At 38.5% G+C, this 23,787-nt stretch carries 24 protein-coding genes and 1 pseudogene; 15 read left to right on the forward strand and 10 right to left on the reverse strand.

Features of this window, described 5'->3' with window-relative positions; all coding sequences use genetic code 11:
• The first annotated feature begins 44 nt into the window (after positions 1 to 44).
• Together AC1M84_RS05305 and AC1M84_RS05310 are read left to right on the forward strand one after the other, a co-directional pair.
• Entirely contained in the window at positions 45 to 1,295 is a 1,251-nt protein-coding gene (locus tag AC1M84_RS05305) for an SfnB family sulfur acquisition oxidoreductase (RefSeq protein ID WP_481594574.1), read from the forward strand.
• A gap of 13 nt (positions 1,296 to 1,308) precedes the next feature.
• Positions 1,309 to 2,571, forward strand: a complete 1,263-nt coding sequence (locus AC1M84_RS05310; RefSeq protein ID WP_481594575.1) for an acyl-CoA dehydrogenase family protein — start codon at positions 1,309 to 1,311, stop codon at positions 2,569 to 2,571.
• A gap of 161 nt (positions 2,572 to 2,732) precedes the next feature.
• Here the strand turns inward: AC1M84_RS05310 and AC1M84_RS05315 are convergent.
• Positions 2,733 to 4,053 (reverse strand): annotated as a pseudogene (locus AC1M84_RS05315) (acyl-CoA dehydrogenase family protein).
• 196 nt (positions 4,054 to 4,249) lie between these two features.
• On the opposite strand from AC1M84_RS05315, the gene AC1M84_RS05320 reads away from it, so the two are divergent.
• Complete coding sequence (locus AC1M84_RS05320) at positions 4,250 to 4,459, forward strand: hypothetical protein (RefSeq protein WP_481594576.1); 210 nt, start codon at positions 4,250 to 4,252, stop codon at positions 4,457 to 4,459.
• A 46-nt stretch (positions 4,460 to 4,505) separates the two neighbouring features.
• Here AC1M84_RS05320 and bioB read toward each other — a convergent pair whose 3' ends face one another.
• Positions 4,506 to 5,495, reverse strand: a complete 990-nt coding sequence (gene bioB / locus AC1M84_RS05325; RefSeq protein WP_180027754.1) for a biotin synthase BioB — start codon at positions 5,493 to 5,495, stop codon at positions 4,506 to 4,508.
• Between the two features lie 290 nt (positions 5,496 to 5,785).
• Entirely contained in the window at positions 5,786 to 6,889 is a 1,104-nt protein-coding gene (gene queG, locus AC1M84_RS05330; protein ID WP_481594577.1) for a tRNA epoxyqueuosine(34) reductase QueG, read from the reverse strand.
• A 20-nt stretch (positions 6,890 to 6,909) separates the two neighbouring features.
• Here queG and AC1M84_RS05335 point away from each other — a divergent pair, with 20 nt between their 5' ends.
• Entirely contained in the window at positions 6,910 to 8,421 is a 1,512-nt protein-coding gene (locus AC1M84_RS05335; RefSeq protein ID WP_180027756.1) for an NAD(P)H-hydrate dehydratase, read from the forward strand.
• 15 nt (positions 8,422 to 8,436) lie between these two features.
• On the forward strand, positions 8,437 to 8,715 hold the full coding sequence (locus AC1M84_RS05340) for an acylphosphatase (protein WP_481594578.1): 279 nt from the start codon (positions 8,437 to 8,439) through the stop codon (positions 8,713 to 8,715).
• Between the two features lie 23 nt (positions 8,716 to 8,738).
• Here AC1M84_RS05340 and ruvC read toward each other — a convergent pair whose 3' ends face one another.
• Positions 8,739 to 9,284: a crossover junction endodeoxyribonuclease RuvC gene (gene ruvC / locus AC1M84_RS05345; RefSeq protein WP_035263804.1), complete on the reverse strand. Its 546-nt coding sequence runs from the start codon at positions 9,282 to 9,284 to the stop codon at positions 8,739 to 8,741.
• 122 nt (positions 9,285 to 9,406) lie between these two features.
• Between ruvC and AC1M84_RS05350 the strand changes: the two genes are divergently transcribed.
• Positions 9,407 to 9,991, forward strand: a complete 585-nt coding sequence (locus AC1M84_RS05350) for an FxsA family protein (protein WP_481594579.1) — start codon at positions 9,407 to 9,409, stop codon at positions 9,989 to 9,991.
• Positions 9,992 to 10,097: 106 nt separating this feature from the next.
• The gene (locus tag AC1M84_RS05355) at positions 10,098 to 10,739 is read left to right on the forward strand and encodes a LysE family transporter (RefSeq protein ID WP_481592718.1); all 642 of its coding nucleotides are present in this window, start codon (positions 10,098 to 10,100) and stop codon (positions 10,737 to 10,739) included.
• Here AC1M84_RS05355 and AC1M84_RS05360 read toward each other — a convergent pair.
• A complete protein-coding gene (locus tag AC1M84_RS05360; RefSeq protein WP_481592717.1) occupies positions 10,683 to 10,892 on the reverse strand; it encodes a hypothetical protein in 210 nt (69 codons plus the stop codon). The two genes, AC1M84_RS05355 and AC1M84_RS05360, sit on opposite strands and share 57 nt — an antisense overlap.
• Positions 10,893 to 11,199: 307 nt before the next feature.
• Here AC1M84_RS05360 and AC1M84_RS05365 point away from each other — a divergent pair, with 307 nt between their 5' ends.
• Complete coding sequence (locus AC1M84_RS05365; protein WP_035263796.1) at positions 11,200 to 11,442, forward strand: hypothetical protein; 243 nt, start codon at positions 11,200 to 11,202, stop codon at positions 11,440 to 11,442.
• A 45-nt stretch (positions 11,443 to 11,487) separates the two neighbouring features.
• Here the strand turns inward: AC1M84_RS05365 and metK are convergent, their stop codons facing one another.
• Positions 11,488 to 12,654, reverse strand: a complete 1,167-nt coding sequence (gene metK / locus AC1M84_RS05370; RefSeq protein WP_035263794.1) for a methionine adenosyltransferase — start codon at positions 12,652 to 12,654, stop codon at positions 11,488 to 11,490.
• Positions 12,655 to 13,096: 442 nt separating this feature from the next.
• Here metK and tkt point away from each other — a divergent pair, with 442 nt between their 5' ends.
• Both tkt and AC1M84_RS05380 read left to right on the forward strand, forming a co-directional pair.
• Positions 13,097 to 15,085 (forward strand): transketolase, encoded by a 1,989-nt coding sequence (gene tkt / locus AC1M84_RS05375; RefSeq protein WP_481594580.1) that lies wholly within the window; start codon positions 13,097 to 13,099, stop codon positions 15,083 to 15,085.
• Positions 15,086 to 15,199: 114 nt separating this feature from the next.
• The gene (locus tag AC1M84_RS05380) at positions 15,200 to 15,415 is read left to right on the forward strand and encodes a hypothetical protein (protein ID WP_035263790.1); all 216 of its coding nucleotides are present in this window, start codon (positions 15,200 to 15,202) and stop codon (positions 15,413 to 15,415) included.
• Positions 15,416 to 15,474: 59 nt separating this feature from the next.
• On the opposite strand, the gene AC1M84_RS05385 is transcribed toward AC1M84_RS05380, so the two are convergent.
• Complete coding sequence (locus AC1M84_RS05385) at positions 15,475 to 16,002, reverse strand: nuclear transport factor 2 family protein (RefSeq protein ID WP_481594581.1); 528 nt, start codon at positions 16,000 to 16,002, stop codon at positions 15,475 to 15,477.
• 330 nt (positions 16,003 to 16,332) lie between these two features.
• On the opposite strand from AC1M84_RS05385, the gene AC1M84_RS05390 reads away from it, so the two are divergent.
• Positions 16,333 to 16,917: a YceI family protein gene (locus tag AC1M84_RS05390; RefSeq protein WP_481594582.1), complete on the forward strand. Its 585-nt coding sequence runs from the start codon at positions 16,333 to 16,335 to the stop codon at positions 16,915 to 16,917.
• 395 nt (positions 16,918 to 17,312) lie between these two features.
• Complete coding sequence (locus AC1M84_RS05395) at positions 17,313 to 17,894, forward strand: hypothetical protein (protein WP_179998143.1); 582 nt, start codon at positions 17,313 to 17,315, stop codon at positions 17,892 to 17,894.
• 160 nt (positions 17,895 to 18,054) lie between these two features.
• Here AC1M84_RS05395 and AC1M84_RS05400 read toward each other — a convergent pair whose 3' ends face one another.
• On the reverse strand, positions 18,055 to 18,756 hold the full coding sequence (locus AC1M84_RS05400; RefSeq protein WP_481594583.1) for a glutamine amidotransferase: 702 nt from the start codon (positions 18,754 to 18,756) through the stop codon (positions 18,055 to 18,057).
• Between the two features lie 116 nt (positions 18,757 to 18,872).
• Positions 18,873 to 19,445, reverse strand: coding sequence for a TetR/AcrR family transcriptional regulator (locus tag AC1M84_RS05405; protein WP_481592712.1), 573 nt, complete (start codon positions 19,443 to 19,445; stop codon positions 18,873 to 18,875).
• An 86-nt stretch (positions 19,446 to 19,531) separates the two neighbouring features.
• Between AC1M84_RS05405 and AC1M84_RS05410 the strand changes: the two genes are divergently transcribed.
• The 3 genes from AC1M84_RS05410 (at position 19,532) to AC1M84_RS05420 (ending at position 22,081) form a co-directional block, all read left to right on the forward strand.
• A complete protein-coding gene (locus AC1M84_RS05410) occupies positions 19,532 to 20,302 on the forward strand; it encodes an SDR family oxidoreductase (RefSeq protein ID WP_035263780.1) in 771 nt (256 codons plus the stop codon).
• A gap of 22 nt (positions 20,303 to 20,324) precedes the next feature.
• Positions 20,325 to 20,927, forward strand: coding sequence for a 2-hydroxychromene-2-carboxylate isomerase (locus AC1M84_RS05415; RefSeq protein WP_035263778.1), 603 nt, complete (start codon positions 20,325 to 20,327; stop codon positions 20,925 to 20,927).
• 101 nt (positions 20,928 to 21,028) lie between these two features.
• Positions 21,029 to 22,081, forward strand: a complete 1,053-nt coding sequence (locus AC1M84_RS05420) for an NAD(P)-dependent alcohol dehydrogenase (protein WP_481592711.1) — start codon at positions 21,029 to 21,031, stop codon at positions 22,079 to 22,081.
• A 59-nt stretch (positions 22,082 to 22,140) separates the two neighbouring features.
• Here the strand turns inward: AC1M84_RS05420 and exaC are convergent, their stop codons facing one another.
• Positions 22,141 to 23,652 (reverse strand): acetaldehyde dehydrogenase ExaC, encoded by a 1,512-nt coding sequence (gene exaC, locus AC1M84_RS05425; protein WP_481592710.1) that lies wholly within the window; start codon positions 23,650 to 23,652, stop codon positions 22,141 to 22,143.
• Positions 23,653 to 23,787: the final 135 nt, after the last annotated feature.

Here is a 23,787-nt window from a genome sequence, read left to right on the forward strand (position 1 = left end):
TTAGTGCTAATTTAATTTTATTCAATTTTTTTGAAGAGAATAAAATGACCGCACAAATAGATATAAAATTGCATGAAGCTGAAATTTCAAAAGAATTCTACCAAATTCATCAGCCAGCGCATGTGATTAAGACAGATCAAGAAGCGATTCAAATCGCACAACAGCTCGCTGAAGATTTTGCAAAGGAAGCCTCCATTCGTGATCATGAACGCCGTTTACCTTTGAGTGAAATAAACAAGTATTCTCAATCAGGACTTTGGGCAATTAACATTCCAAAGCAATATGGAGGTTCAGGAGTGAGTTACAAGACTCTCGCTGAAGTTGTAAAAACCATTTCTAGCGCTGATCCATCACTAGGTCAAATCGCACAAAATCATTGGGTGTTTCTCGAGCATATCCGTTTAGATGCCACCGAAGAACAAAAACAATTCTTTTTTAAAGCCGTACTGGGTGGAGAGCGTTTGGGGAATGCTTTCTCAGAAAAAGGGTCTAAGACGGTTGCCGATCTCACCACAAAAATAGAATTTGATGCTTTTGGTAATGGGATTGTGAATGGTCAAAAATTCTTTGCGACAGGAGCTTTACTGGCACACCGCATTCCGGTTGTTGCGATTGATGCTGAAGGAAAACCATTTGCTGCAATCGTGCCACAAGGGACAGAAGGTGTAAAAATTACCAATGATTGGAGCGGGTTTGGTCAGCGTACAACGGTCAGTGGATCAGTCGAATTAAACAACGTTAAAGTGGATGCAAAATTTATCGTTCCCATTTATCAAGCTTTTGTAAGACCGACAGCAGCTGGAGCAATTTCTCAATTTATTCAAGCTGCTGTAGATGCTGGGATTGCACGTGGTGCGATTCAAGAAACGATTCATTACGTTCGTAACTTTGCACGTCCATGGATTGATTCAGGTTTAGATAAAGCAAGTTCAGATCCATATACCATTTCGAATATTGGTGAATTGAAAATTAAGCTGCGTGCTGCTGAAGCTGTTTTGGATTTGGCTGGATTAGCGATTGATTTAGCACTTGCTGAACCGACCGAAGATCATATTAATGAAGCAACATTGCTCGTGGCTGAAGCAAAAGTCTTAACGACTGACATTGCGATTTTAGCAGCGAATAAATTATTTGAGCTTTCTGGCACGCGTTCGACCTTATCAGAATTAAATTTAGATCGTTATTGGCGCAATGCCAGAACACACACTTTGCATGATCCCGTGCGTTGGAAATACAACATTGTAGGAAATTATTTTCTAAATGATGTCCCACCACCACGTCATCCATGGAGCTAAGGAGAAATTTATTATGACTATATTAAATCAGAATGAAGAACTTTCACTTGGTGCCAACTATGAAGAGGTTGCAGCAAAGTTTCGACCGATTTTTAAGCAGATTGCAGAAGGGGCTGTTAAGCGAGAAACCGATCGTGATTTGCCTCATGAACAAATTAAATGGTTAAACGATGCAGGTTTTGGTGCATTACGTGTGCCAAAAAAATATGGCGGTGCAGGTTTTACCCAACAGCAACTTTTCCAAATCTTAATCGAGTTGGCGACAGCGGATTCAAATATTGTGCAAGCTTTACGTGGACATTTTGCATTTGTCGAAGACCGTTTAGTGGCGCATAAAGATCAATCACAAGCGTTTTGGTTTAAGCGATTTGTAAATGGTGAAATCGCAGGAAACGCTTGGACAGAAGTCGGTAATGTTGAGATAGGCGACGTCATTACCCGAGTGAAACAAAATCAACAAGGCGAATATGAAGTTTCAGGAGAAAAGTTCTATTCTACAGGTACTATTTTTGCCGATTGGATTGATCTTTTTGCCTATGATGAGACCACTGATCAGCATGTGATTGCAGCGGTCTCAACTAAAGCTAATGGAATTAAAGTACATGATGATTGGGATGGATTTGGTCAAAAAACCACTGGAAGCGGGACGCTAAAAATCAACCAAGTGTCGATTGAACGAGATCATATTTATCCTTTTGATCAGCGTTTTAAATATCAAACAGCTTTTTATCAAGTTGTACATCTAGCAACACTGACCGGCATCGCATTTTCTGCGGTGGAAACCTTTAGTGAGGAAGTGCGTAAGCGTACTCGAATCTTTAGCCACGGGAATGCTGATCTTGTCCGTGATGATGCTCAGATTCTACAAGTGATTGGTAAGGCATCTTCCCAAGCATTTGCAAGTCAAGCCATTACTTTAAAAACAGCTGCAGCACTGGATGATGCATATTTAAGTCACTTTAATGCTTCATCTGAAAAAGATCATGAGATTAACCAAATTGCAGAACTAGAATCTGCTCAAGGGCAGGTAGTCATTTCAGATCTTGTACTTGATTTAACAACTAAACTATTCAATAGTTTGGGCGCTTCAGCCAGCGCTTCATCGAAGCAGTTAGATCGTTTCTGGCGTAATGCACGTGTCGTATCCTCACATAATCCGATTATTTATAAGGAGAAAGTGGTGGGGGCTTTTGTCGTGAATCAAACTGAATTGCCATTTGTATGGCAAATTGGTAATAGTCCTTTGGCGAAACACTTGAAAGCTCAAGTGGCTTAATTGATGTAATTTCGATGATGCTGCTAAGAAGGTCCTGTTAAGGACCTTTTTACTAGCTTCGTAAATGAGAGCTCTAATAGCCTAAGCGATTTAGATAGATCACTTTAAAAAACACTAAAAAAAGACACTAAAGAATAGTGTCTTAACGATTTAAAGCGAGCTTAAGAAGCCTTATCTGTTTGCAGAAGCCCTGATTCATCAACTTTACCGATACGCCATTGATAAGGGGGTAATGCACCATTTACGCTAAAGTCTCCGACAATTCGATCTTTATAAATTCTTGGGTTGTGAGATGCGAGCGTACGAATATTTCGCCAGAAACGATCTAAAGCTAAGTTTTTATCAGTGGCTGATGCTCCTAGAGCATCAAAAATGATGGTCGAAGAATTTAATGCAAGTGTAGTGATAATGGTTTGAGATTGAGCAACCTCTAATTCTGCTATGGCATTTTGATCTGCTTCGAGTTGTTCATTATCATTCAACCCAGCTTCAAAAGCACGTTGTATCGCCTGTGCATTTTTTTCAATAATTGCTGCAGTGGTGTAGGCGACACCACGAATTTGACCCACCACTTGTAGGATTTGAGCATCATTACGGACGTAGGAAGCATTGGCATGTGTATAATTTCTTTCACGTTTATAAACTTCAGCTGATACTTCATAGCTTGCTGCTCTTGTAAGCCCTGAAATAATTGCCAATTGAATCAGTTGATAGAATGCTGCTGAATATTTAAAGCGCTGTTGGTCTCCGATGACATCTTGTTGATTCACAACAACATGATTGAACTTAGTAGTACCACTTGTTGTAAGAATTTGACCAAAACCATTCCAGTCATCCACAATCTCAACACCTTCGGCATGTCGAGGGATTAGAATGCTGGCTGATTCTCCATACAAATCAGTAATACCCACATCAATCCAGTCTGCATACAAGCTTCCTGTGGTATAAAATTTTTGTCCATTCAATATCGTGCGTCCCTCAGCATCTTTGGAAAGTCTCGTTTTAAATTCATGAATGGACTCATTTCCACCTTCAGACCATGCGCTTCCAATAATTTGACCTTGAGCTACTCTAGGAAGCCATATAGATTTAAACTGTGGGTCGCGGCTGAGCAGTAAATCTTCCACAAAGCCAAAATGTACGCGAAGTGCCTGAGGTAAATTTGCATCAGCTTCGGCAAGTTCGATTAATAGATTAAATAATTCTGGAATAGTTGCATCAAATCCCCCTTGCGAACTGGGTAAGCGAAGTTTCGTAAAACCGATGTCTTTTAACCAGTGAATCTGTTCAAAAGCTAAAATTCGTTTTTTTTTCGCGTTCTGATCGCGAAGCTTTGATTTTTTCAAATGTAGGTCTGAATAACGAGGCGAGGCTTTCATAACGTGAAGAAGGTCCTTGTCCCCATACAGCATTAATTTGTGTGGTCAGTGCGCTGGGGCGGTGTTGCAATGCAGTTTGAGGTTTTAAATCAATAATACTCATAATAATCAGTCTTTATTCAAAATTAAAATAAAATAATAGCGCTTATAAAATGTGTGGAAATCGATTTATTGTGATATGTAAATATAATATATTGGATTAAAGGAAATTTAGATATTATCTTAAATAAAGAAAATGATATTCAATAAAATGAATTGAGATATAATAATATTGTGATTGAAAAAAGGATTTAAATTAAATGATTAAAGATTTTAAATCGAATACTTATATTTGTGATGATCATGTCATAGATACGATTTATTGGTTGATGTACCACCAAGATAGTTATGATCGGTTTGAGTTTGATGCATTTAGTCAAAAAATAACGGTACACCATGCCAATGGAACAGATGAAATTAAGCCGGGACAGTATCTTAATGCCAGTTATGGCATATTGATCACATCATAAAAAACCGAAGCAAAGCTTCGGTTTTTAATTAAGCGAAGCTTTGAAATTAACTTGCCATTGCATCTATAGTCAGCTCTGATACAGTCGGCTTCGCTTTTTCTGCTTTTAGACCTAACTTATCGAATAACTGCTTATCTTTGCCTTCACCAGCATTAGGTGTCGTTAAAAGCTTTTCACCTGAGAACAAAGAGTTAGCACCTGCCATAAACGCTAAAGCTTGATCAGAATCAGAAAGAGATTCACGACCCGCTGAAAGTCTTATATAACTTTTTGGCATGATAATGCGCGCTACGGCAATAGTGCGAATCCATTCAGTCACATCGAGTTTTTCAACATCTGCTAAGGGTGTGCCTTCGATCGGTACAAGCATGTTGATTGGTACCGATTCTGGATGAATAGCTAAGGTCGCAAGTTCATGTAATAGACCAATACGATCTTGAGTATCTTCACCTAAGCCAACAATTCCACCGCTACACACTTTCATGCCTGCTTGGCGTACAAAGTCTAAAGTATTTAAACGATCATCATAAGTGCGTGTGGTAATCACATTTGGATAGTACTCACGAGAGGTATCTAAATTGTGATTGTAATAATCTAAACCTGCTTCTTTTAAACGTTCCGCTTGAGATTGATTGAGCATCCCTAAGGTCATACAAGTTTCAAGTCCTAGGGCCTTTACCTCACGTACCATTTCAAGTACATAAGGCATATCGCGTTCATGAGGATTTCGCCATGCAGCACCCATACAAAAACGAGATGATCCAGAAGCGAGAGCTTCTTTGGCTTCATGAATTACTTTTTCAACAGCAATTCTTTTTTCGGCTTCAAGTTTAGAATCATAACGTGCAGATTGAGAACAGTATTTACAATCTTCAGGACATTTACCCGTTTTGATCGATAGTAATGTGCTGACCTGAATGGTATTTGCATCAAAGTATTGACGATGCACGCGTTGTGCTTCGAAAACTAAGTCCATGAAGGGTTGTTCATAGAGTTTTTGTATTTCTTCACGCGTCCAATCATTGCGTACTTGCATAATTTATCCATCATTTAAAAAGCTACTTATTTGATCATACTGTAATTTTAATAATGCAAAATCGTAAAATATGACAATAATGACTCAAAAAAATTATCAAATTCGCCAACTCAATAGAAATTAATCATTGTTGAATTAGTTACAAACTTAACTATTTTTAAGCATTTTTCGCCGCAAAATTATTTTTTGGGAACTTGATGCTGAGAACTTGTTGCTAAAGTGTGCTTAAAATTTCAGATCATGCTCAAAACGGTGTTTTTGCGCTGTCAAGTCATCTTGGAAAAGTACAGTTAATTATTTCTTTTTGATTGTTGTTCTTGTACTGCCCAGTCAATATGGATTTGCACAATCTTACTAGACTGATTTCTTTTTAGTATCAATTGCTCAATATTGTTTGGATGATACGGTGCATTCCCGATTCCAATCGCAATATTCCGCATAAAGCTTTCATAGCCTGTTCTACGCAGTGGACTGCCTTCTGTGTTTGCTAAGAATGTTGCTTCGTCCCATTGCCATAATTCTATTAAAGAAAGACGATCCAGCCCATGACGGGGATGGAAATCAGCAACCGTTGTGGTTTGTGCGAAACTATTCCAAGGACAAATCAGCTGGCAATCATCACATCCAAATACGCGATTACCTATGCCACGGCGTAGTTCTTCAGGAATCACGCCTTGGTATTCAATGGTCAGATAAGCAATACATTTTCGGGCATCTAATTGATATGGCGCTACAATCGCCTGCGTTGGACAAATATCAATACATGCTGTACATGAGCCGCAATGTGCACTGGCAGGCTCGTCAAAGGGTAATTCAAGAGAACTAAACAGTTCACCGAGTACAAAAAAGGAACCCGATTTTTTGTGGATGAGCAGGGTATGTTTACCTGTCCAACCCATACCAGCAGATTCAGCGAGTGATTTTTCAAAAATAGGGGCTGAATCGGCGAAAGGTCTTGATTCAAACGGACCGACTTTTTCACGAATAAGGTTTGAAAGTGTTTTTAATTTACCGCGCATGGTTTTATGGTAATCCCGTCCGCGTGCATATCGCGCAATAACGGCAGAATTAGGGAAATCAGGTACTGTTCGAGGTTGAGGTCGTTCAACCAAATAATTCATTCTGACGCAGATAATACTTTTTGTATGGGGAACCAACAGTGTTGGATTAGCACGTTTTTCCAAATTTTCTTCGAGGAACTTCATGTCACCATGAAATCCTTGATCTAAATATGCTTTTAATCGAGGTAATTCATCTTGAGCATCAGGTCGGGCAATGACACAATCAGCGAAGCCCAGTTCCAATGCTTGAGATTTAATCCAAGCTTTAAGCGCATGAGGATCAAATTGCTGTGTTGGAATACGAGCTGGTATAGATGAGAGAGATTGAGTCATAAATAAAAAAAGGAACGATAATGCATCAACAAGTTTATCACAGCAGTGAGATACAAGCTTGGGAACAGCGCTGGTTTGACGATCAAAATAGTGCTTTTGGTCTTATGCAGCAAGTTGCTTGGATGATGGCACAAGAAATCATCACAATTCTTCAAGGTATTGAAAAAAAGAAAATCCGTATCGCAGTCTGCTGCGGCAAAGGAAATAATGCAGGGGATGGTTATCTTGTTACGTACTATTTAGCACAGCACTCTTTATCACGACATTGTTCATTCAACCAAAATCTAGAAATCGATATTTTTTCTTTTTCACAAGTCGATCATCACTCGGCTGACTCCTTGCAGAGTGCTTATAAAATGAGTCAATCCATACCACTTAAGCAGTTCACCGATCTGAACCTGTGTCAGGGTTATGATGTCTATATTGATGCATTGTTTGGAATTGGAATTAATCGTACTTTAAGTGAAGACTGGCAGAGAATTATCCATCATATTAATGAGCAAGACGGCGTCAAAATTGCGATTGATATGCCGAGCGGTTTAGATGCAAATACAGGTCAACCATTACCAATGGCTATTCATGCTCAGCATACGCTTACCGCACTCGCATATAAGGTAGGGCAATTTGTAGGGCGTGCACAGGATTTTATAGGACATCTAAAACTCATTCCCATTTTACCATGTGACTCAGATTTAAAACCTGTGGCCCGATTAAGCCCAGTCAAAACAATTTTGCCGCGACGACACTCTACAGGACATAAAGGAACGTATGGGCATGTGCTCGTGATTGGCGGTCATGCACAAATGGGAGGTGCGGTGATTATGGCGGCTGAAGCTGCATTTGCCGCTGGGGCGGGTAAAGTCACGATCGTGTGTGATGCTAAACATCATTCAGCAATTTTGTCACGATCTCCCAATGTAATGGTGCAGGATATTAATCGTTTCGATCCATCACAACGAAAAAATTTGCTACAGCAAGTCGATTCGATTTGTTTTGGAATGGGGTTGGGACGTGATGATTGGGCAGCTGAGCAATATGATCAATGGATGAGTATTCTGTCCTCTACGAACAAACCGACTGTACTCGATGCTGATGCATTGTGGTTCTTATCTGAAAAGCCCATTCGACTCAATGAGAGAACTTACGCAACGCCACATCCTGGTGAGGCTGCAAAACTTTTACACTCTAGCGTGGCGGAAGTTGAGCATGACCGCATCAAAGCAATTAAACGATTACAAACACTGTATGCTGGTGAATGGGTATTAAAAGGTGCAGGAAGTTTAACGATTGACGCGCAGCAAACCATTTGGATTTGCACCCAAGGTAATCCAGGAATGGGTACAGGTGGAATGGGGGATATCCTTGCAGGAATGATTGCTAGTCTTAAAGGACAATTGTCTAATTCCATTCAACTTCATGAAATTGTTAACTTACATGCCATGGCAGGTGATGTATTGGCTCAACAGGGTGAACGTGGTTTGTTAGCTCAGAATATGGCTCAAGCGATTTATCAAATAGTAAATCTAAAATAAAATTCAGGGATAGATATGCGATATTTAAAATTAACGATACAAGGTCTTGTTCAAGGGGTCGGATTTCGTCGCTGGTTTATGGAACAAGCCTTAAAGTTGCATTTAACTGGTTACGTTAAAAATATGGATAATGGGGATGTGGAAGCTATCATTGTTGGCACATATAAAGATGTAAATGACATGATCAAACTGGCCATGGCAGGGCCTCATAATAGTAAAGTTAAGCAAATCTTCTATGAAGACTTAATTGACATCAAAGAGTGTGATTTCGATAACTTTCAAATTCGCCAATAAGTGCATTGAGTGTCGAGAGACTTTTAACGTCGACGACTACTGCTGCGGCTTCGTCCACGTGCCATTCCACCTAAAGCATTTAAGACAGCCAATTTACTCATACTGCCAGAGGCATGTGCATGGCAAATTGCTGCGGCAAGTGCATCTGCAGCATCGGCTTGTGGTTTAATACTTAAATTAAGTATGCGCATAACCATCATTTGAACCTGTTCTTTATCAGCAGCGCCATAGCCAACAACAGATTGTTTAATTTGACGCGCAGTATATTCAGCCACTTGTAGATCTAAATTGACCAATGCCGCTATAGCTGCACCGCGTGCTTGACCAAGTTTTAAGGCAGAGTCAGGATTGACCGCCATAAATACCTGTTCCACAGCAGCTTCGGTAGGACCATGAAATTTAACGATTCTTTCAATGCCTGAAAAAATTCGTTTTAGACGCTCAGGCATGTCAGGTGTTTCAGTGCGAATTGTTCCAGCATCAACAAAAGTGAGTTTTTGCCCCTCTTTTTGAATAATACCGTAACCTGTTAGACGTGAACCAGGATCAATTCCGATAATTAATGACATTCCATGACTTTAAAAATAAAATAATGCCCATATTGTTACATAAGCGTATGAAAAAAGCTTGATACAGATTGAGCAGATGATTACGACCCTATATTTAAATTTTTGAGATTAGATTACATTTCATGAAATTAGCTCTTATTGTTTTAATCGGTATAGTCCTTGAAATCTTCGTATGGGTCGGTGTGGGTGATCTAGTCGGAAGTATGTGGTATGTATTCTTCTGGTTTATTGCTGCATTCTTTATTGGTTTAAATATGGTTCGTTCTCATGCATCAGGTTTAATGCCACAGATGCAGCAAATGCAACAAGGTCATATGAGTGCTGATCCGAATTTGACCAATAACTTACCTAAAATTATTGCGGGTATTTTCCTTTTGATTCCGGGGTTAATTTCCGATCTATTCGCCTTACTTATTCTAATTCCACCTGTTCAAACAGCATTTAAAGCGGTGATGATGAAAACCATGATGAAGCGTCAGCAAGCCATGATGGAAAAAATGATGGGTGGTATGATGGGAGATATGGGCGGCATGGGTGGTCAAGCAAATGGTCAGAATCCATTTGCAGATTTAATGCGCCAAATGCAAGAAATGCAAAGCCAGCAGCACGGTCGTGGTTCAAATGACTCTACTATCATTGATGGTGAAGCAAGAGAAATTACACCTGAAACAAAGAAAATTGAAATGAAAGACGTTAATCAAAAGTAAATTGCGCATGTTCAAAACCAGATGTAATGTCTGGTTTTTTTATTTTTGTATCTCGATTTTCCTAAAAAACAGTATAATTCAAACAATTTTAATGCATTTTTGATTTATGTCTCTATTACTTACCATCTGTGTCCTGCATCTTGTTGCTCAATTGAGTCCTGGACCTGATATTTTGTTGATTGCCAAATGCGCAGCGTCAACCACAATCGCAAACACGTTGAAAGTTATTTTAGGTATTTCTATTGGAATTTTATTTTGGGTGATTTTAACCTTATCAGGTTTTGCACTTTTGATTGCCCAATTCCCATGGATTCAACAAGTCTTAATGTTAGTCGGTGGTTTATTTTTGGCAAAAATGGGCTGGGCGATGCTAAAGGGTGGTTGGCAAACCTATAAGTCTTTCAAACTTGATGCAATTGATGAAAATCAGTCACCTTTAAAAGCTGAAAAATACTTTCTGATGGGGTTGTTTACAAACCTATCCAATCCTAAAACACTGATTTATTTTAGTAGTGTATTTTCACTTGCCTTAACTGCTTCAGCACCAGAGATGTTGAAAATACAACTTGCATTCATTATTCCGATTCAAACGTTTTTAACCTTTACGTTTTTGATGGTCGTTTTAGCGCGCCCCAAAATTAAACAGCTCTACCAGCGTTCAGGGCATTACATAGATATGGCATCGGGTGGTCTATTTTTGATCTTTGCAGTCTGGTTGTGGATCGATGCGCTTATTATGCTTAACTGAATCTTGATCTAACTCTTCTGTTTGAGTCAGAATGAGCGTGTCTTGCTGATAACGTCTTGGTCGCAAAGTTGCTTCAGTATTTTCAGAACCTTGATAAGAGCGACTTCTGTTTGCTCTTTCTCTCAAGCCGCCTTTCTTAATTAATTGAACCATAGTCATATCATCATTTTTTCACTACGTTTATTTTACTTCAATTTATGATTTCCATGCGGATATGATGGGCGAGTGCGTGAATAAAATATGTATAATCTCTAGAAGAAAAAGAATGATAGAGCAGGTTGTCAAAAAAAATTCACATAGATATCTGATAATACAAGATATTGAATGAAGTCATAGATGATTGCTGTTTTATAGCTATATCATGAGGTTGATTATTGGTGAAGGCTTATATAGTATAAATATTAGCCTCTAAGGTGATGTAGATAAAAATAAAAAAGACAGTCAAATCGGGAGGATGAGTATGCTGTATCAGTATCATTGTGCGTGTTGCGACAAGGTGGTTGCTTCGACAGACAAAGTGTGTTCTGAATGTGGGTCACAAAATATCAGAACACCTTATGGTTTTTGGATATTTTGTATTATTGCGTGTTTAGCCGCAGCCATTGTGTTTAAAGTGGCCCATTTATATTTACAAGATAACCAAAATGTTCCTGTGAAGCAGTCGTTTTTGGACACGCTTCATCAAAGTGATAAAGCAAATTGAATCTATAAAAAAGCCCACATCAATGTGGGCTTTTTTATTTGGAAATTACAAACCAGCTGATGCTTTAAGCGCTTCAACTTTGTCTGTCTTTTCCCAAGTGAATGCAGTATCAGAACCTTCACGACCAAAGTGACCATATGCAGCAGTTTGCTTATACATCGGTTGAATGAGATTCAACATACGTGTAATACCATATGGACGTAAATCGAAATGCTCACGTACCAATGCAATAATCAATTCTTCAGAAACCTTAGCAGTATTGAATGTATTGATTGAGATAGATGTTGGTTCAGCAACACCAATCGCATAAGACACTTGAATTTCACATTTATCGGCTAAACCAGCGGCAACAATATTTTTTGCAACATATCGACCAGCATAAGCAGCAGAGCGGTCTACTTTAGATGGATCTTTACCAGAGAAAGCACCACCACCGTGACGAGCCATACCACCATATGTATCTACAATGATTTTACGACCTGTTAAACCACAGTCACCGACTGGACCACCAATCACAAACATACCAGTAGGATTGATGTGGAATTTGGTATCCGCATGGAACATATCTGCTGGAATTACTTTTTTCACGATTTCTTCAATGACAGCTTCTTTTAAATCAGTCTGTGAAATCTCAGGATCGTGTTGAGTCGATAATACGACCGCATCTAAACGAACAGGTACACCATTTTCATATGCAAAAGTCACTTGGCTTTTCGCATCTGGACGTAACCATGGCAGACTTCCGTTACGACGAAGTTCTGCTTGTTTTTCCATAAGACGGTGCGCATACGAAATAGGAGCAGGCATTAAAACATCTGTTTCGCGACTCGCGTAGCCAAACATTAAACCCTGATCGCCAGCACCTTGATCTTCAGGTTTTTGACGATCTACACCTTGAGCAATTTCAGGAGATTGTTTGCCAATCATGTTGATGACAGCACAAGTCGAACCATCGAAACCTAAATCAGAATGATGGTATCCAATGCCATTTACGGTTTGGCGTACAATTGCTTCAAAGTCTACATTTGCAGTTGTTGTGATTTCACCTGCAAGAACAACAGCACCTGTTTTTACAAGCGTTTCACAAGCAACCCGTGCATATGGGTCTTCTTTTAAGATTGCATCCAAAATAGCATCACTGATTTGGTCAGCCATTTTATCTGGATGGCCTTCGCTTACAGATTCTGAAGTAAATACAGCGTACTCGCGCATAAGTCCTATCACAGTTATTTCTAAAGACGCAATATGGTACATCGACTTAGCGTTAAGGACTAGCTTAACCTGACTAAAAAGCATGAATTTATGTCATTTTTGTGTTTTTTTAATTGATATCATCATCTGTTAAATTGATAAGTGAAAACTTTTGTATAAGACTTATTCTTTTAAGACTGAGCTGAAATAAAAAACAGCTTAAGTGGGTACGAAAGAATGTGAATACATGATTCAACATCAGTACTTTAAAAAAAGGCCAAGCGACTAAAAAATATTGGATTGAATTGAATATTGATAAAACCGACTCGCATTGTATGAATTTTTTCGCTTTAGGGCTGAAATATACGTTTCTGGGCTTTACGCTGTTTGATTTTTTTAAGACAATACACCCAGTTTTTGAATTTTATTCATTTCCCATCTTTAATTTATCGGACACTGATCTATGACAACCCCGCTGAATGAACGTCGCATTGCTAACGCAATTCGTGTACTTGCAATGGATGCTGTGCAAAAAGCAAACTCTGGACATCCAGGTGCACCAATGGGGATGGCTGATATTGCTGATGTTGTATGGCGTGAATTCTTAAATCACAATCCGACAAACCCTCAGTGGGCTAACCGTGACCGTTTTGTATTGTCAAATGGTCATGGCTCAATGCTTCAATATGCACTATTACATTTGACTGGCTATGATCTTTCAATTGAAGATTTAAAAGCATTCCGTCAATTGCATTCTAAAACACCGGGGCACCCAGAATTAGGTTATGCACCTGGTATCGAAACAACCACTGGTCCATTGGGTCAGGGTATCGCGAATGCTGTTGGTTTTGCTTTGGCTGAAAAAACCTTAGCAGCGCAATTCAACAAAGAAGACATTAAAGTTGTTGATCATTTCACTTACTGTTTCTTAGGTGACGGCTGTTTAATGGAAGGTGTGTCTCATGAAGCATGTTCATTGGCAGGTACTTTGGGTCTAGGTAAATTAATTGCTTACTATGACGACAATGGTATTTCAATTGATGGTGAAGTAGAAGGTTGGTTCTCTGACGATACAGAACAACGCTTCTTAGCTTATGGCTGGCAAGTATTGAAAGTTGATGGTCACGATGCAGATGCATTACGTGCGGCAACTTTAGAAGCTAAAGCTGAAACGAAGAAACCAACAATCATTATCTGTAAAACGATTATTGGTTTAGGTTCACCAAACAAACAAGGTAAAGAAGATTGCCATGGTGCACCACTGGGTAACGACGAAATCGCATTAACACGTGAAGCGTTGGGTTGGACTGAAGGTCCATTCGAAATTCCTGTTGACGTTTATGCTGCATGGGACGCGAAAGAAAAAGGTCAACAAGCAGAAGCAGCTTGGAACGAAGTATTTGCACAATATGAAGCAAAATATCCTACTGAAGCGGCTGATCTTAAACGTCGTTTAAGCGGTGAATTACCTGCTGACTTCGTTGCAAAAGCGGATGCGTATATTGCTGAAGTAAACGCAAAAGCTGAAACCATCGCAACACGTAAAGCAAGCCAAAATGCAATCCAAGCATTTGCCCCAATGCTGTCTGAAATCTTAGGTGGTTCTGCTGACTTAGCAGGTTCTAACTTAACACTTTGGAATGGCGCACAAGGCGTTCAAGACAATGCTGCAGGTAACTACGTACACTATGGTGTACGAGAGTTCGGTATGACTGCAATCGCAAACGGTGTTGCACTTCACGGTGGTTTCATTCCTTACGTAGCAACATTCCTCATGTTTATGGAATATGCACGTAACGCAGTACGTATGTCTGCATTGATGAAACAACGTGTGATTCATGTTTACACACACGATTCTATTGGTTTGGGTGAAGATGGTCCAACACATCAACCAATTGAACAAATCGCATCTTTACGTGGTACACCAAACCTCAACACATGGCGCCCATGTGACACAGTTGAAGCAGCAATTTCTTGGAAATCTGCGTTAACACGTTCTGAAGGTCCAACTGCGTTGATCTTCTCTCGTCAAAACTTAGCATTCCAAACACGCACAGAAGCACAAATTGCTGATGTTGCGAAAGGTGGTTATGTATTGGCTGAAGAAAAAGGCGAATTGAAAGCGATTATCATTGCAACAGGTTCGGAAGTTGCATTGGCAATGGAAGCTTATGCACAGCTTGAAGGTGTGCGTGTTGTGTCTATGCCATGTGCTGAAGAATTTGTTAAGCAAGATGCTGCTTACCGTGAGGCAGTTCTTCCATCTAATATCCGTGCGCGTGTAGCGGTTGAAGCGGCGCATGTTGACTACTGGTGGAAATTTGTAGGTCTTGATGGTCGTGTGATTGGTATGACTACGTATGGCGAATCTGCACCAGCGAAAGATTTGTTCCAATACTTTGGTATTACGACTGAAGCAGTTGTCGCAGCAGTGAAAGAAATTACTCCTTAATTCTTAGAATTAAGTGTTTTAAAAGGCGTCCCAACTGTGGGGCGTCTTTTTATTTTTATGTATCTATATAGATACATTCATTCCCTAGATTTCAGATTGGAAGTGAGTAGCGCAATGAGTTTGTATGAGCAAATTAGTGATGAAATTACTTTAATGGATGCGGGTGAGCAAAAGTGGATTGGTGAAGACTTACCACTTGAAGCGATGGTAGCAGTAGAATTATTGCTACAAGATATGGCTGAAGAGAAAATCATTAAAGTACGTCGAAAAAATCGTGAAAAAACTTCAGGATTAAAACAGATTGATCGTATTCTGATTGAAAAGCTTTAACAGTCATAAAAAAGCCTCTTATGAGGCTTTTTTATTATCCTATTTTTATTATTTTACAGTTAATTAGCCGTAGTTTCTGACACGGTAAAATTTAATTTTGGATCAGCATTTTGTTGAATTGTCCATTCACCACTTACTCTGAAAGATGCTGCTGAAGCATAAGTATCTTCCATAAACTGGAAATACGTGATTAAGCCATCTTTAACTACTGCTTTAATTGAAAAAGGTGAAGTAAAAGTGCGCTTAGCGTAAACAGATGTATAAGTAAATTGACCGAATACAGCCACTGTTTCATCTTCAGCTAAAATATCTGTGATTTGAAAATCATCGATCGTCCAATAAGTTCCGACATTAGAAAAAGTATATATATAGACATCACGACCTGTAGAAGTACCAGCCCAAGGTTCAATTTGTTTAAGTTCAGGATTGTTGAAATTTAGCGAAGTATAAATGGCATCTTCAGCCACTAACTTTTCTGAAGCAATCGCTACTCTTGATTTATCAGTATTATATAAAAAAGCCAATACGACATCTTTAGGTGCTTTAGTTTTAAGCGCTTTATCAATCGCTTGTTGTTGTTCACTCATCATTATTCTCCAGTTCAAAGTGGTAATTTTAGTATTATAAATGAGACAAAATATTAGTATATTGTATAAATGTTTAATTTAATCTCATATTTAAGATATGTGTTGATGTTAACTGCTTATTAGGAGAAAGCTTAAAGATGAAAAACATGATCTATACACAAGTGATAGTCATAATCTGATCAAATTGATTTGATAAAAGTGACACCTTCTTAAGGTGCGTTCTAATCTTGCAACAAACTGTTCTATCTGTACTGATGCAAGAATTTCAGAATGCTATACATTATTCACTATCCATTTCATAAATGTTTTAAAAAATTTGAGGAAAAATTGATGAACTTTAAAACAATAGCATTAAGTGCCGTAGTGCTTTCTGTAGCAACAGTTTCATTTGCTAAACCAATTGAGTATAAAATTGATCCAACTCATACAGCGACAGTATTTACTTGGGATCATTTTGGCTTTTCTACACCATCAGGTAATTTTAGCGATATCCAAGGAACGATAAAAGTAGACAATGAAAAGCCTGCTAATTCAGCGGTGAATGTCACAATTCCACTTTCAAGTATCAATACAAATGTCAAAGCATTAGATGAACATTTATTGAAACCAGATTTCTTTGATGCTGAAAAATATCCGAATATCACTTTTAAAAGTACTAAAGTTCAACCAAATGGTAAGAACAAGTATAAGATCACAGGTGATCTAACGATTAAAAATGTTACTAAGCCTGTCGTACTAGATGCTGTTTTGAATAAACAAGCTGAACATCCTATGACGAAAGCGCAGTCTATTGGTTTCAATGCAACGACTTCATTTGACCGTTCTGCATTCGGTGTAGGCGCATATGTGCCTAATGTAGGCGATAAAATCACGGTGAATATTACAACTGAAGCTTCAGTAGATAATAAAAAATAATAAAATCAATTTGTTAAGTGATAAATAAGCCGCCTAAATGGGCGGTTTATTATTTTCTTATGAGGCCAAAAGCTTCTCTTTTTAATGCTCTACCCGTAATTATCGAAAGTAAGATGAACCAAATCTACAACAAGAATTTTATCTAAATAGCTTAAGTCATTGAGCGTGGCTCAAGCTTTAGAATCAATGTCACATACGATTTTACACAGGGAGATAATAACCATACTAAGAAGTTTGTAGATCAATTCATTAAACGTGATATACGCTTGCAGAGATAGGAGTAGAAATATTTAAAAAAGTCATGGATATTGTATGGTTTAAAAAAATTGCATTTATTTAAAATAAATTTAGATTTATGATTTGGACTGATTATAATTATTTAGTTTATTTTAAATATGTATTTGCAAATATTTGAAAAAGCCATTGAGCTTATTACACCATCATACAATCGAAAAAAATATCTTGAGCGCCACTTACGTCTTAAATCTTTTTTTGAAGAACGAGAAAGGATTAAAAATCTTAATGAAAGCGAGGAAGTTAAAACGCTTCTGCTAAATTCAGCAATTTCTGCACTTACTGGAGCAAAAAACGTTGATATAAAAGAGCTGGAATATTTCTTAGATAAATTTAATGCAATGGAGTTTGAGTTACTTTATTGGACTTTTGTATGGAATAGAGCAGGTTATCAGGTATTAAAAAACTCTAGAGGTGAAATCATTAGACTAAAGGTATCAAAAAAAGGAAAAATAAAAGTTTTAGTAATGAATTTACTAGTTTTATTTTCTATGAGTTTTGCTCCCATAATGTTTTACTTTAAAAAAGATGAATATTGGAGATTGTTTAATTCTTTAGGTGCATCACAGATAGTTCCCGAAATAATTTATGGAGTTATATGTGTGATATGTGGACTCACCATAGTCAAACTTCTTAACGATTGGGTACATTGGAAAAATTTGAACAAAATTTTAGACACTTGATATCTAAAAAATATTAACTGCTCAAAGCGGTTTCTCACTCTATCAAATTCGGATGAGTGGGATGCAACGGAGTGGATGCTCATAACTAATGGTGGATTGATTGGCATAGCACAACCCAATATCCGGATCTACAGTTGGGTGGAAGGTAATCAAATCAAAATCATTTAATCTGTTCAATAAAACGGCTTAAGATTGAACCTGCCACAGATTCTAGCTTTTCAGCATAACTATGGTTATCTGCACGTAATTGAGTAATATCGATACCCGCTTTACGCAATTCGCAAGTATGACCAATCAACCATTTCTCTAAACTATCTGAGGTCACTTCAGGATGGAACTGGAGTGCTAAAATATTAGCTCCAACTTGAAAAGCCTGATTTATATAAATTTGAGTGCTTGCCAGAAGTTTCGATTGCGAGGGAAGATCAAAGGTATCACCATGCCAATGCAAAACTGGTACACCATTTAAAGAATTTAGAACGTTGTCTTGTTCATTTATAATATCTACTGTACTCCAGCCAATTTCTTTAGTGTGGCCAGCATATACTGCACCGCCCAAGGCTTTTGAAATGAGTTGAGCACCTAGACAGATGCCAAGCGTAGGGCGTTGAAGTTTTAATCTTTCTTTAAGTAAGTCTATTTCTGTTTGTAGGAAAGGGTAATCTTCTGTCTCATAAACACCAATCGGTCCACCCAAAATAATGATCAGACCTTCGTACTTTAAGGCTACTGAAAGATCATCCACACCTGCATCAAAATATCTGACCCGATAACCCAGTTGATATAGTGTCTCCTCAAAAGAACCTAGATCTTCAAAGGCTAAATGCTGTATTGCATATACTGTTTCAGGAAGCTTTCTCATGATGTGACGTTCTTAAAAGAATGATGAGGAGATTATAGTATAGAACTTTTGGAACTAGGGTTTCGTCCATAAAACAATATAAAACGATTTATTTCGCAATCTCTTTTTTTAATAATTTATTTCGCAATCTCTTTTTTTAATAATTTCTTGAGCATCGCTAGACTAGAATTGAGAATATCTTTTTTTAAGCGTTCATCTTGAACTCCACGCGCTAATAGTACGGAGCCCACCATTTGACAGAGTATGGCCCAAGCGAAATCAGGTTCTGGAGCATACTGCGCAAATAGTTTGTAACCACGCTGAAGTTCTTTTTCAAAACATTGTTTAATGTCAGCATCAGCGCGTGAAACTTCAGCAGCAAGTGAGGGTAAAACACAGCCTTTTTCTGGGTGTTGAACGTGTAATAGAGAAAGATATCGGTTCATTTCAAAATCTAACCAAGATTCTGGATCTTGATGAGGATTCATTTCCCACTGTTGAATACTTGCTCCGATTTCAGATTCGATTAAGGCTTTAAATAAGTCGTTTTTTGAAGAAAAGTGAGAATAGAAAGCACCGCTGGTCATATTTGCAGCGTGCATAAAACCATCAACCCCAGTATTGTTAAAACCTTGTTTTTTTGCGAGTTCACCACTGGTTTTTAAAATTTCGCGACGTTTTTCTTCTTTGTATCCTGCTTTATATCTCATATTGAATATTCAATAACCATTGACTGTGCCTCAAAACTATAACATAGTGATCGTTATAATAACGATCGTTATTTAATGGAGAGATGATGAACGATCAGCAGTCAGAAATTAATCATTCAGAAGAAAAATCAACATATAACAAGGTCGCACTGATCATTGGTGCAGGAGATGCCACAGGCAGTGAGATCGCAAAACGCTTTGCACGAGGTGGATATACTGCTTGTATGACTCGACGCAATGCAGACAAGCTTGCACTTGTCATCCGAGAGATTGAAGCACACGGTGGTAAAGCTTATGGATTTGCTTCAGATGCAAGAAAAGAAGATCAAGTGATTCAACTGATTGACACAATTGAACGTGACATTGGTCAGATTGAAGTATTGGTTTTTAATATTGGAGCAAATGTGCCGTGTAGCATTCTAGAAGAAACAGCACGTAAATATTTTAAAATCTGGGAAATGGCTTGTTTTAGTGCTTTTTTAAATGGTCGTGAAGTCGCTAAACGGATGGTCGCAAGGCAGCGCGGCACTATCATTTTCACTGGTGCAACAGCAAGCATCCGTGGTTCATCATATTTCAGCGCTTTTGCTGGCGCTAAACATGCGTTAAGAGCCTTAGCCCAAAGTATGGCAAAAGAGTTAGGGCCTCATCATATTCATGTTGCGCACATCATTATTGATGGGGCGATTGATACTGATTTTATTAAAGATACTTTCCCTCATTTGTATGAAAAAAAACAGCATGACGGTATTTTGAATCCTCAACATATAGCTGATAACTATTGGCATATTGCTCATCAACCACGAGATGCTTGGACACATGAATTGGATTTGCGACCATGGTCTGAACAGTGGTAATCATATTTAATAAGGATAAGACATGACTACACAACAACAAAAAGTTGAATTTTATTTCGATCTTGGCAGTCCATTTAGTTATTTGGCTTTTTATAAGCTACAAGAAATCACCAAAAAATATAATGCAGTGATTGATTACACACCAATTTTATTGGGTGGAATTTTTAAGTCGACTGGTAACAAGAGTCCAATTGAGGTGCCTGTTAAAGGGATCTATTCAATGCAAGACTTAAGTCGTTGGTCAGATTATTATCAGATCCCGATGCAGATGAATCCATATTTTCCAATGAATACATTGACTTTAATGCGTATATTAACGGCAGTGAAAATCTATCATGATGAATATTTTGAAGTGATTTTGACCAAGCTTTTTGATGCGATGTTTAGAAAGCCCTTGAATTTAGCCGATCCAGAAGTTCTGATAAATTTATTTCAAGGTGATGCAATCGACGGTCAGCAACTTTTGGATTTAAGCCAAGATCCGGTGGTAAAACAAAAATTGATTGATGAAACAAACAATGCCGTACAACGAGGGGTATTCGGAGCACCTACATTTTTTTTGCGGGAAAATATGTACTGGGGGCAAGATCGCTTGCATTTTGTAGAGCGCGAATTACAAAAATAAGTGAAAAAGAAATTAAATTGAGACTCAGCTAAATTTATTAAAAATATTGATGTGATATAACGAATAAGAGAGTACGAAATTAACAGCTTGAGGGAGTCACGATGACCCATAATGTTTTAGCTTACGCAGCGCTTGATTCTAAAAGTCCATTGGTTCCATATACGTTTCAGCAACGTCAAGCTCGCCCCGATGATGTCATTATTGATATTGAATACTGCGGTGTATGTCATTCTGACTTACATCAAGCGCGTAATGATTGGGGTTTTAGTCGTTACCCAATTGTACCTGGTCATGAAGTAATTGGTCGCGTAAAAAGCATCGGAGCATCGGTAACGAAGTTTAAGGTTGGAGATCTGGTCGGAATCGGGTGTATGGTAGATTCATGTCGTACTTGTTCTGCTTGTCACCAAGGTTTGGAGCAATATTGTGAAGCTGGCAATACACAAACGTATGGTAGTTTAGATCGTCATGATCAAACACCTACTTATGGTGGCTACGCACAAACGATCATTGCGAGCCAAGATTTTGTATTGAAAGTACCTGAAAATTTAGATACACAATCCATTGCACCCATCTTATGTGCTGGGATCACGACGTGGTCGCCATTAAAACATTGGAATGTCGGTGAAGGCTCTAAAGTGGCTGTTGTTGGACTCGGTGGTTTAGGTCATATGGCGATTAAACTTGCTCATGCACTTGGTGCAGAAGTGACTTTATTTACACGATCAGCAAATAAAGAACAGGATGCACGTGATTTAGGTGCAGATCATGTCGTGTTATCAACAGATCCAACACAAATGAAATCAGTGAAAAATCAGTTCGATTTAATTATTGATACTGTGCCATATGATCATGATCTAAAGCCTTATATTCCGACACTTGCATTGAGTGGGACACTAGTATTGGTAGGCTATCTCGGAGAATTTAGCAGCAATTCCGTACCCATGATTATGGGAAGAAAATCAATCGCTGGATCGGTGATTGGTGGGATTCAAGAAACTCAAGAACTACTTGATTTTTGTGGTGAGCACAATATCGTGTCGGATGTAGAAGTCATTGATATGCAAAATATTAATGAGGCATTTGAGCGAATGCTTCAAAGTGATGTGAAATATCGTTTTGTGATTGATATGAAAAGTCTACAAGCCAGCTAATCCATTAAACTCCTGTAGCAGAAAAGAAGCGGCAATCTGCCGCTTCTTTAGCTTTTGTTTTAGAAGAAACCCATTGGTTTAGTAGAGTAACTCACCAATAAATTTTTAGTTTGTTGGTAATGATCCAGCATCATTTTATGATTTTCACGACCAATCCCTGATTTTTTATAACCGCCAAAAGCAGCATGAGCAGGGTAGATATGGTAGCAATTTGTCCAGACTCGACCTGATTGAATTGCACGTCCTGCACGATATGAAGTATGCGCTGATCGAGACCAAACACCAGCACCTAATCCATAAATGGTGTCATTGGCAATTTTGATGGCATCGTCGAAATCTTTAAATGTTGTCACAGCCAAAACTGGTCCAAAAATTTCTTCTTGGAATGTTTTCATGCTGTTATTGCCTTTGAAAATCGTCGGCTCAATATAAAAACCTTGTCCAATTTCTTCACGAGCTTGACCACCCGTAAGAATTTGAGCACCTTCTTCACGACCTGTAGCAATACAACCTAAAATTTTATCTTGTTGCTCTTGCGAGGCTTGAGCACCAATCATGGTTTCTGTATCAAGTGGATGTCCCGTTTTAATTCGCTTCACGCGCTCTACAGCCATCTCTAAGAATTTATCTGCAATACTTTCCTGGACTAAAGCACGTGATGGACAAGTACAGATTTCTCCCTGATTCAGCGCAAACATGGCAAAACCTTCAAGCGCTTTATCTAGATATTCATCATCCTTATCCATGATGTCTTCGAAGAAAAGATTTGGAGATTTGCCCCCAAGTTCTAATGTCACTGGAATAATATTTTCGGTGGCATATTGCATAATTAATTGACCGACTGCAGTTGAGCCGGTAAATGCAATTTTTGAAATACGTGGGTTTGTGGCAAGAGGGCGTCCTACTTCAACACCATAACCATTGACGATATTCAGCACACCTGGTGGTAAAATATCTTGTATCAGTTCAACTAAAACTAGAATACTGACAGGAGTTTGCTCAGCTGGTTTTAAGACAATACAGTTCCCCGCTGCTAATGCAGGCGCAAGTTTCCACGCCGCCATTAAAATCGGAAAGTTCCAAGGAATAATCTGTCCAACGACACCCAATGGCTCATGAAAATGGTAGGCGATAGTATCTTCATCAATTTCTGAAATACCACCTTCTTGTGCGCGGATACAGCCAGCAAAATAGCGGAAATGGTCAATACACAGTGGAATATCTGCAGCTAAGGTTTCACGGATAGGTTTACCATTGTCCCATGTTTCTGCCACAGCAAGTAATTCTAGATTCTCTTCTAAGCGATCTGCTATTTTTAATAAAATGTTAGAGCGAGTTGTTGCAGACGTTTTGTTCCATTCAGTTTTAGCGGCATGAGCTGCGTCCAAAGCGAGTTCAATATCCTCTACTGAAGAACGGGGAACTCGAGTAAAGACTTTCCCGTCTACTGGAGAAAGATTATCAAAATACTCACCTTTTACTGGAGGAACCCATTTCCCACCAATGAAATTTTCGTATTGTGCTTTAAATTGAACTTTAGAATCTGGTTGATTGGGATCAGCGTAGCGCATAGTGTCCATCCTTTGGTTGTGCTGTAAAGTTATGGAAAATATCTTCGTCTTTGGTATTAGATATCTTCTATTATTGATGAGTTAACATAACCACTATAAGGTTGGAAAAAGGTTGGAATGATGAAGGTTTACAAC

The sequence above is a fragment of the Acinetobacter sp. 24-47-66 genome, assembly GCF_056779755.1.

Bases quoted from the DNA above. Each gene is read 5' to 3' on its own strand.
- AC1M84_RS05415 (WP_035263778.1), top strand. From the start codon at position 20,325: ATGACTACACAACAACAAAAAGTTGAATTTTATTTCGATCTTGGCAGT.
- AC1M84_RS05380 (WP_035263790.1), top strand. From the start codon at position 15,200: ATGAGTTTGTATGAGCAAATTAGTGATGAAATTACTTTAATGGATGCG.
- ruvC (WP_035263804.1), bottom strand. From the start codon at position 9,284: ATGTCATTAATTATCGGAATTGATCCTGGTTCACGTCTAACAGGTTAC.
- AC1M84_RS05340 (WP_481594578.1), top strand. From the start codon at position 8,437: ATGCGATATTTAAAATTAACGATACAAGGTCTTGTTCAAGGGGTCGGA.
- AC1M84_RS05310 (WP_481594575.1), top strand. From the start codon at position 1,309: ATGACTATATTAAATCAGAATGAAGAACTTTCACTTGGTGCCAACTAT.
- AC1M84_RS05335 (WP_180027756.1), top strand. From the start codon at position 6,910: ATGCATCAACAAGTTTATCACAGCAGTGAGATACAAGCTTGGGAACAG.
- AC1M84_RS05350 (WP_481594579.1), top strand. From the start codon at position 9,407: ATGAAATTAGCTCTTATTGTTTTAATCGGTATAGTCCTTGAAATCTTC.
- AC1M84_RS05385 (WP_481594581.1), bottom strand. From the start codon at position 16,002: ATGAGTGAACAACAACAAGCGATTGATAAAGCGCTTAAAACTAAAGCA.
- bioB (WP_180027754.1), bottom strand. From the start codon at position 5,495: ATGCAAGTACGCAATGATTGGACGCGTGAAGAAATACAAAAACTCTAT.
- AC1M84_RS05360 (WP_481592717.1), bottom strand. From the start codon at position 10,892: ATGGTTCAATTAATTAAGAAAGGCGGCTTGAGAGAAAGAGCAAACAGA.
- queG (WP_481594577.1), bottom strand. From the start codon at position 6,889: ATGACTCAATCTCTCTCATCTATACCAGCTCGTATTCCAACACAGCAA.
- AC1M84_RS05305 (WP_481594574.1), top strand. From the start codon at position 45: ATGACCGCACAAATAGATATAAAATTGCATGAAGCTGAAATTTCAAAA.
- metK (WP_035263794.1), bottom strand. From the start codon at position 12,654: ATGCGCGAGTACGCTGTATTTACTTCAGAATCTGTAAGCGAAGGCCAT.
- AC1M84_RS05365 (WP_035263796.1), top strand. From the start codon at position 11,200: ATGCTGTATCAGTATCATTGTGCGTGTTGCGACAAGGTGGTTGCTTCG.
- AC1M84_RS05395 (WP_179998143.1), top strand. From the start codon at position 17,313: ATGTATTTGCAAATATTTGAAAAAGCCATTGAGCTTATTACACCATCA.
- AC1M84_RS05405 (WP_481592712.1), bottom strand. From the start codon at position 19,445: ATGAGATATAAAGCAGGATACAAAGAAGAAAAACGTCGCGAAATTTTA.
- AC1M84_RS05320 (WP_481594576.1), top strand. From the start codon at position 4,250: ATGATTAAAGATTTTAAATCGAATACTTATATTTGTGATGATCATGTC.
- AC1M84_RS05355 (WP_481592718.1), top strand. From the start codon at position 10,098: ATGTCTCTATTACTTACCATCTGTGTCCTGCATCTTGTTGCTCAATTG.
- AC1M84_RS05420 (WP_481592711.1), top strand. From the start codon at position 21,029: ATGACCCATAATGTTTTAGCTTACGCAGCGCTTGATTCTAAAAGTCCA.
- tkt (WP_481594580.1), top strand. From the start codon at position 13,097: ATGACAACCCCGCTGAATGAACGTCGCATTGCTAACGCAATTCGTGTA.
- AC1M84_RS05390 (WP_481594582.1), top strand. From the start codon at position 16,333: ATGAACTTTAAAACAATAGCATTAAGTGCCGTAGTGCTTTCTGTAGCA.
- exaC (WP_481592710.1), bottom strand. From the start codon at position 23,652: ATGCGCTACGCTGATCCCAATCAACCAGATTCTAAAGTTCAATTTAAA.
- AC1M84_RS05410 (WP_035263780.1), top strand. From the start codon at position 19,532: ATGAACGATCAGCAGTCAGAAATTAATCATTCAGAAGAAAAATCAACA.
- AC1M84_RS05400 (WP_481594583.1), bottom strand. From the start codon at position 18,756: ATGAGAAAGCTTCCTGAAACAGTATATGCAATACAGCATTTAGCCTTT.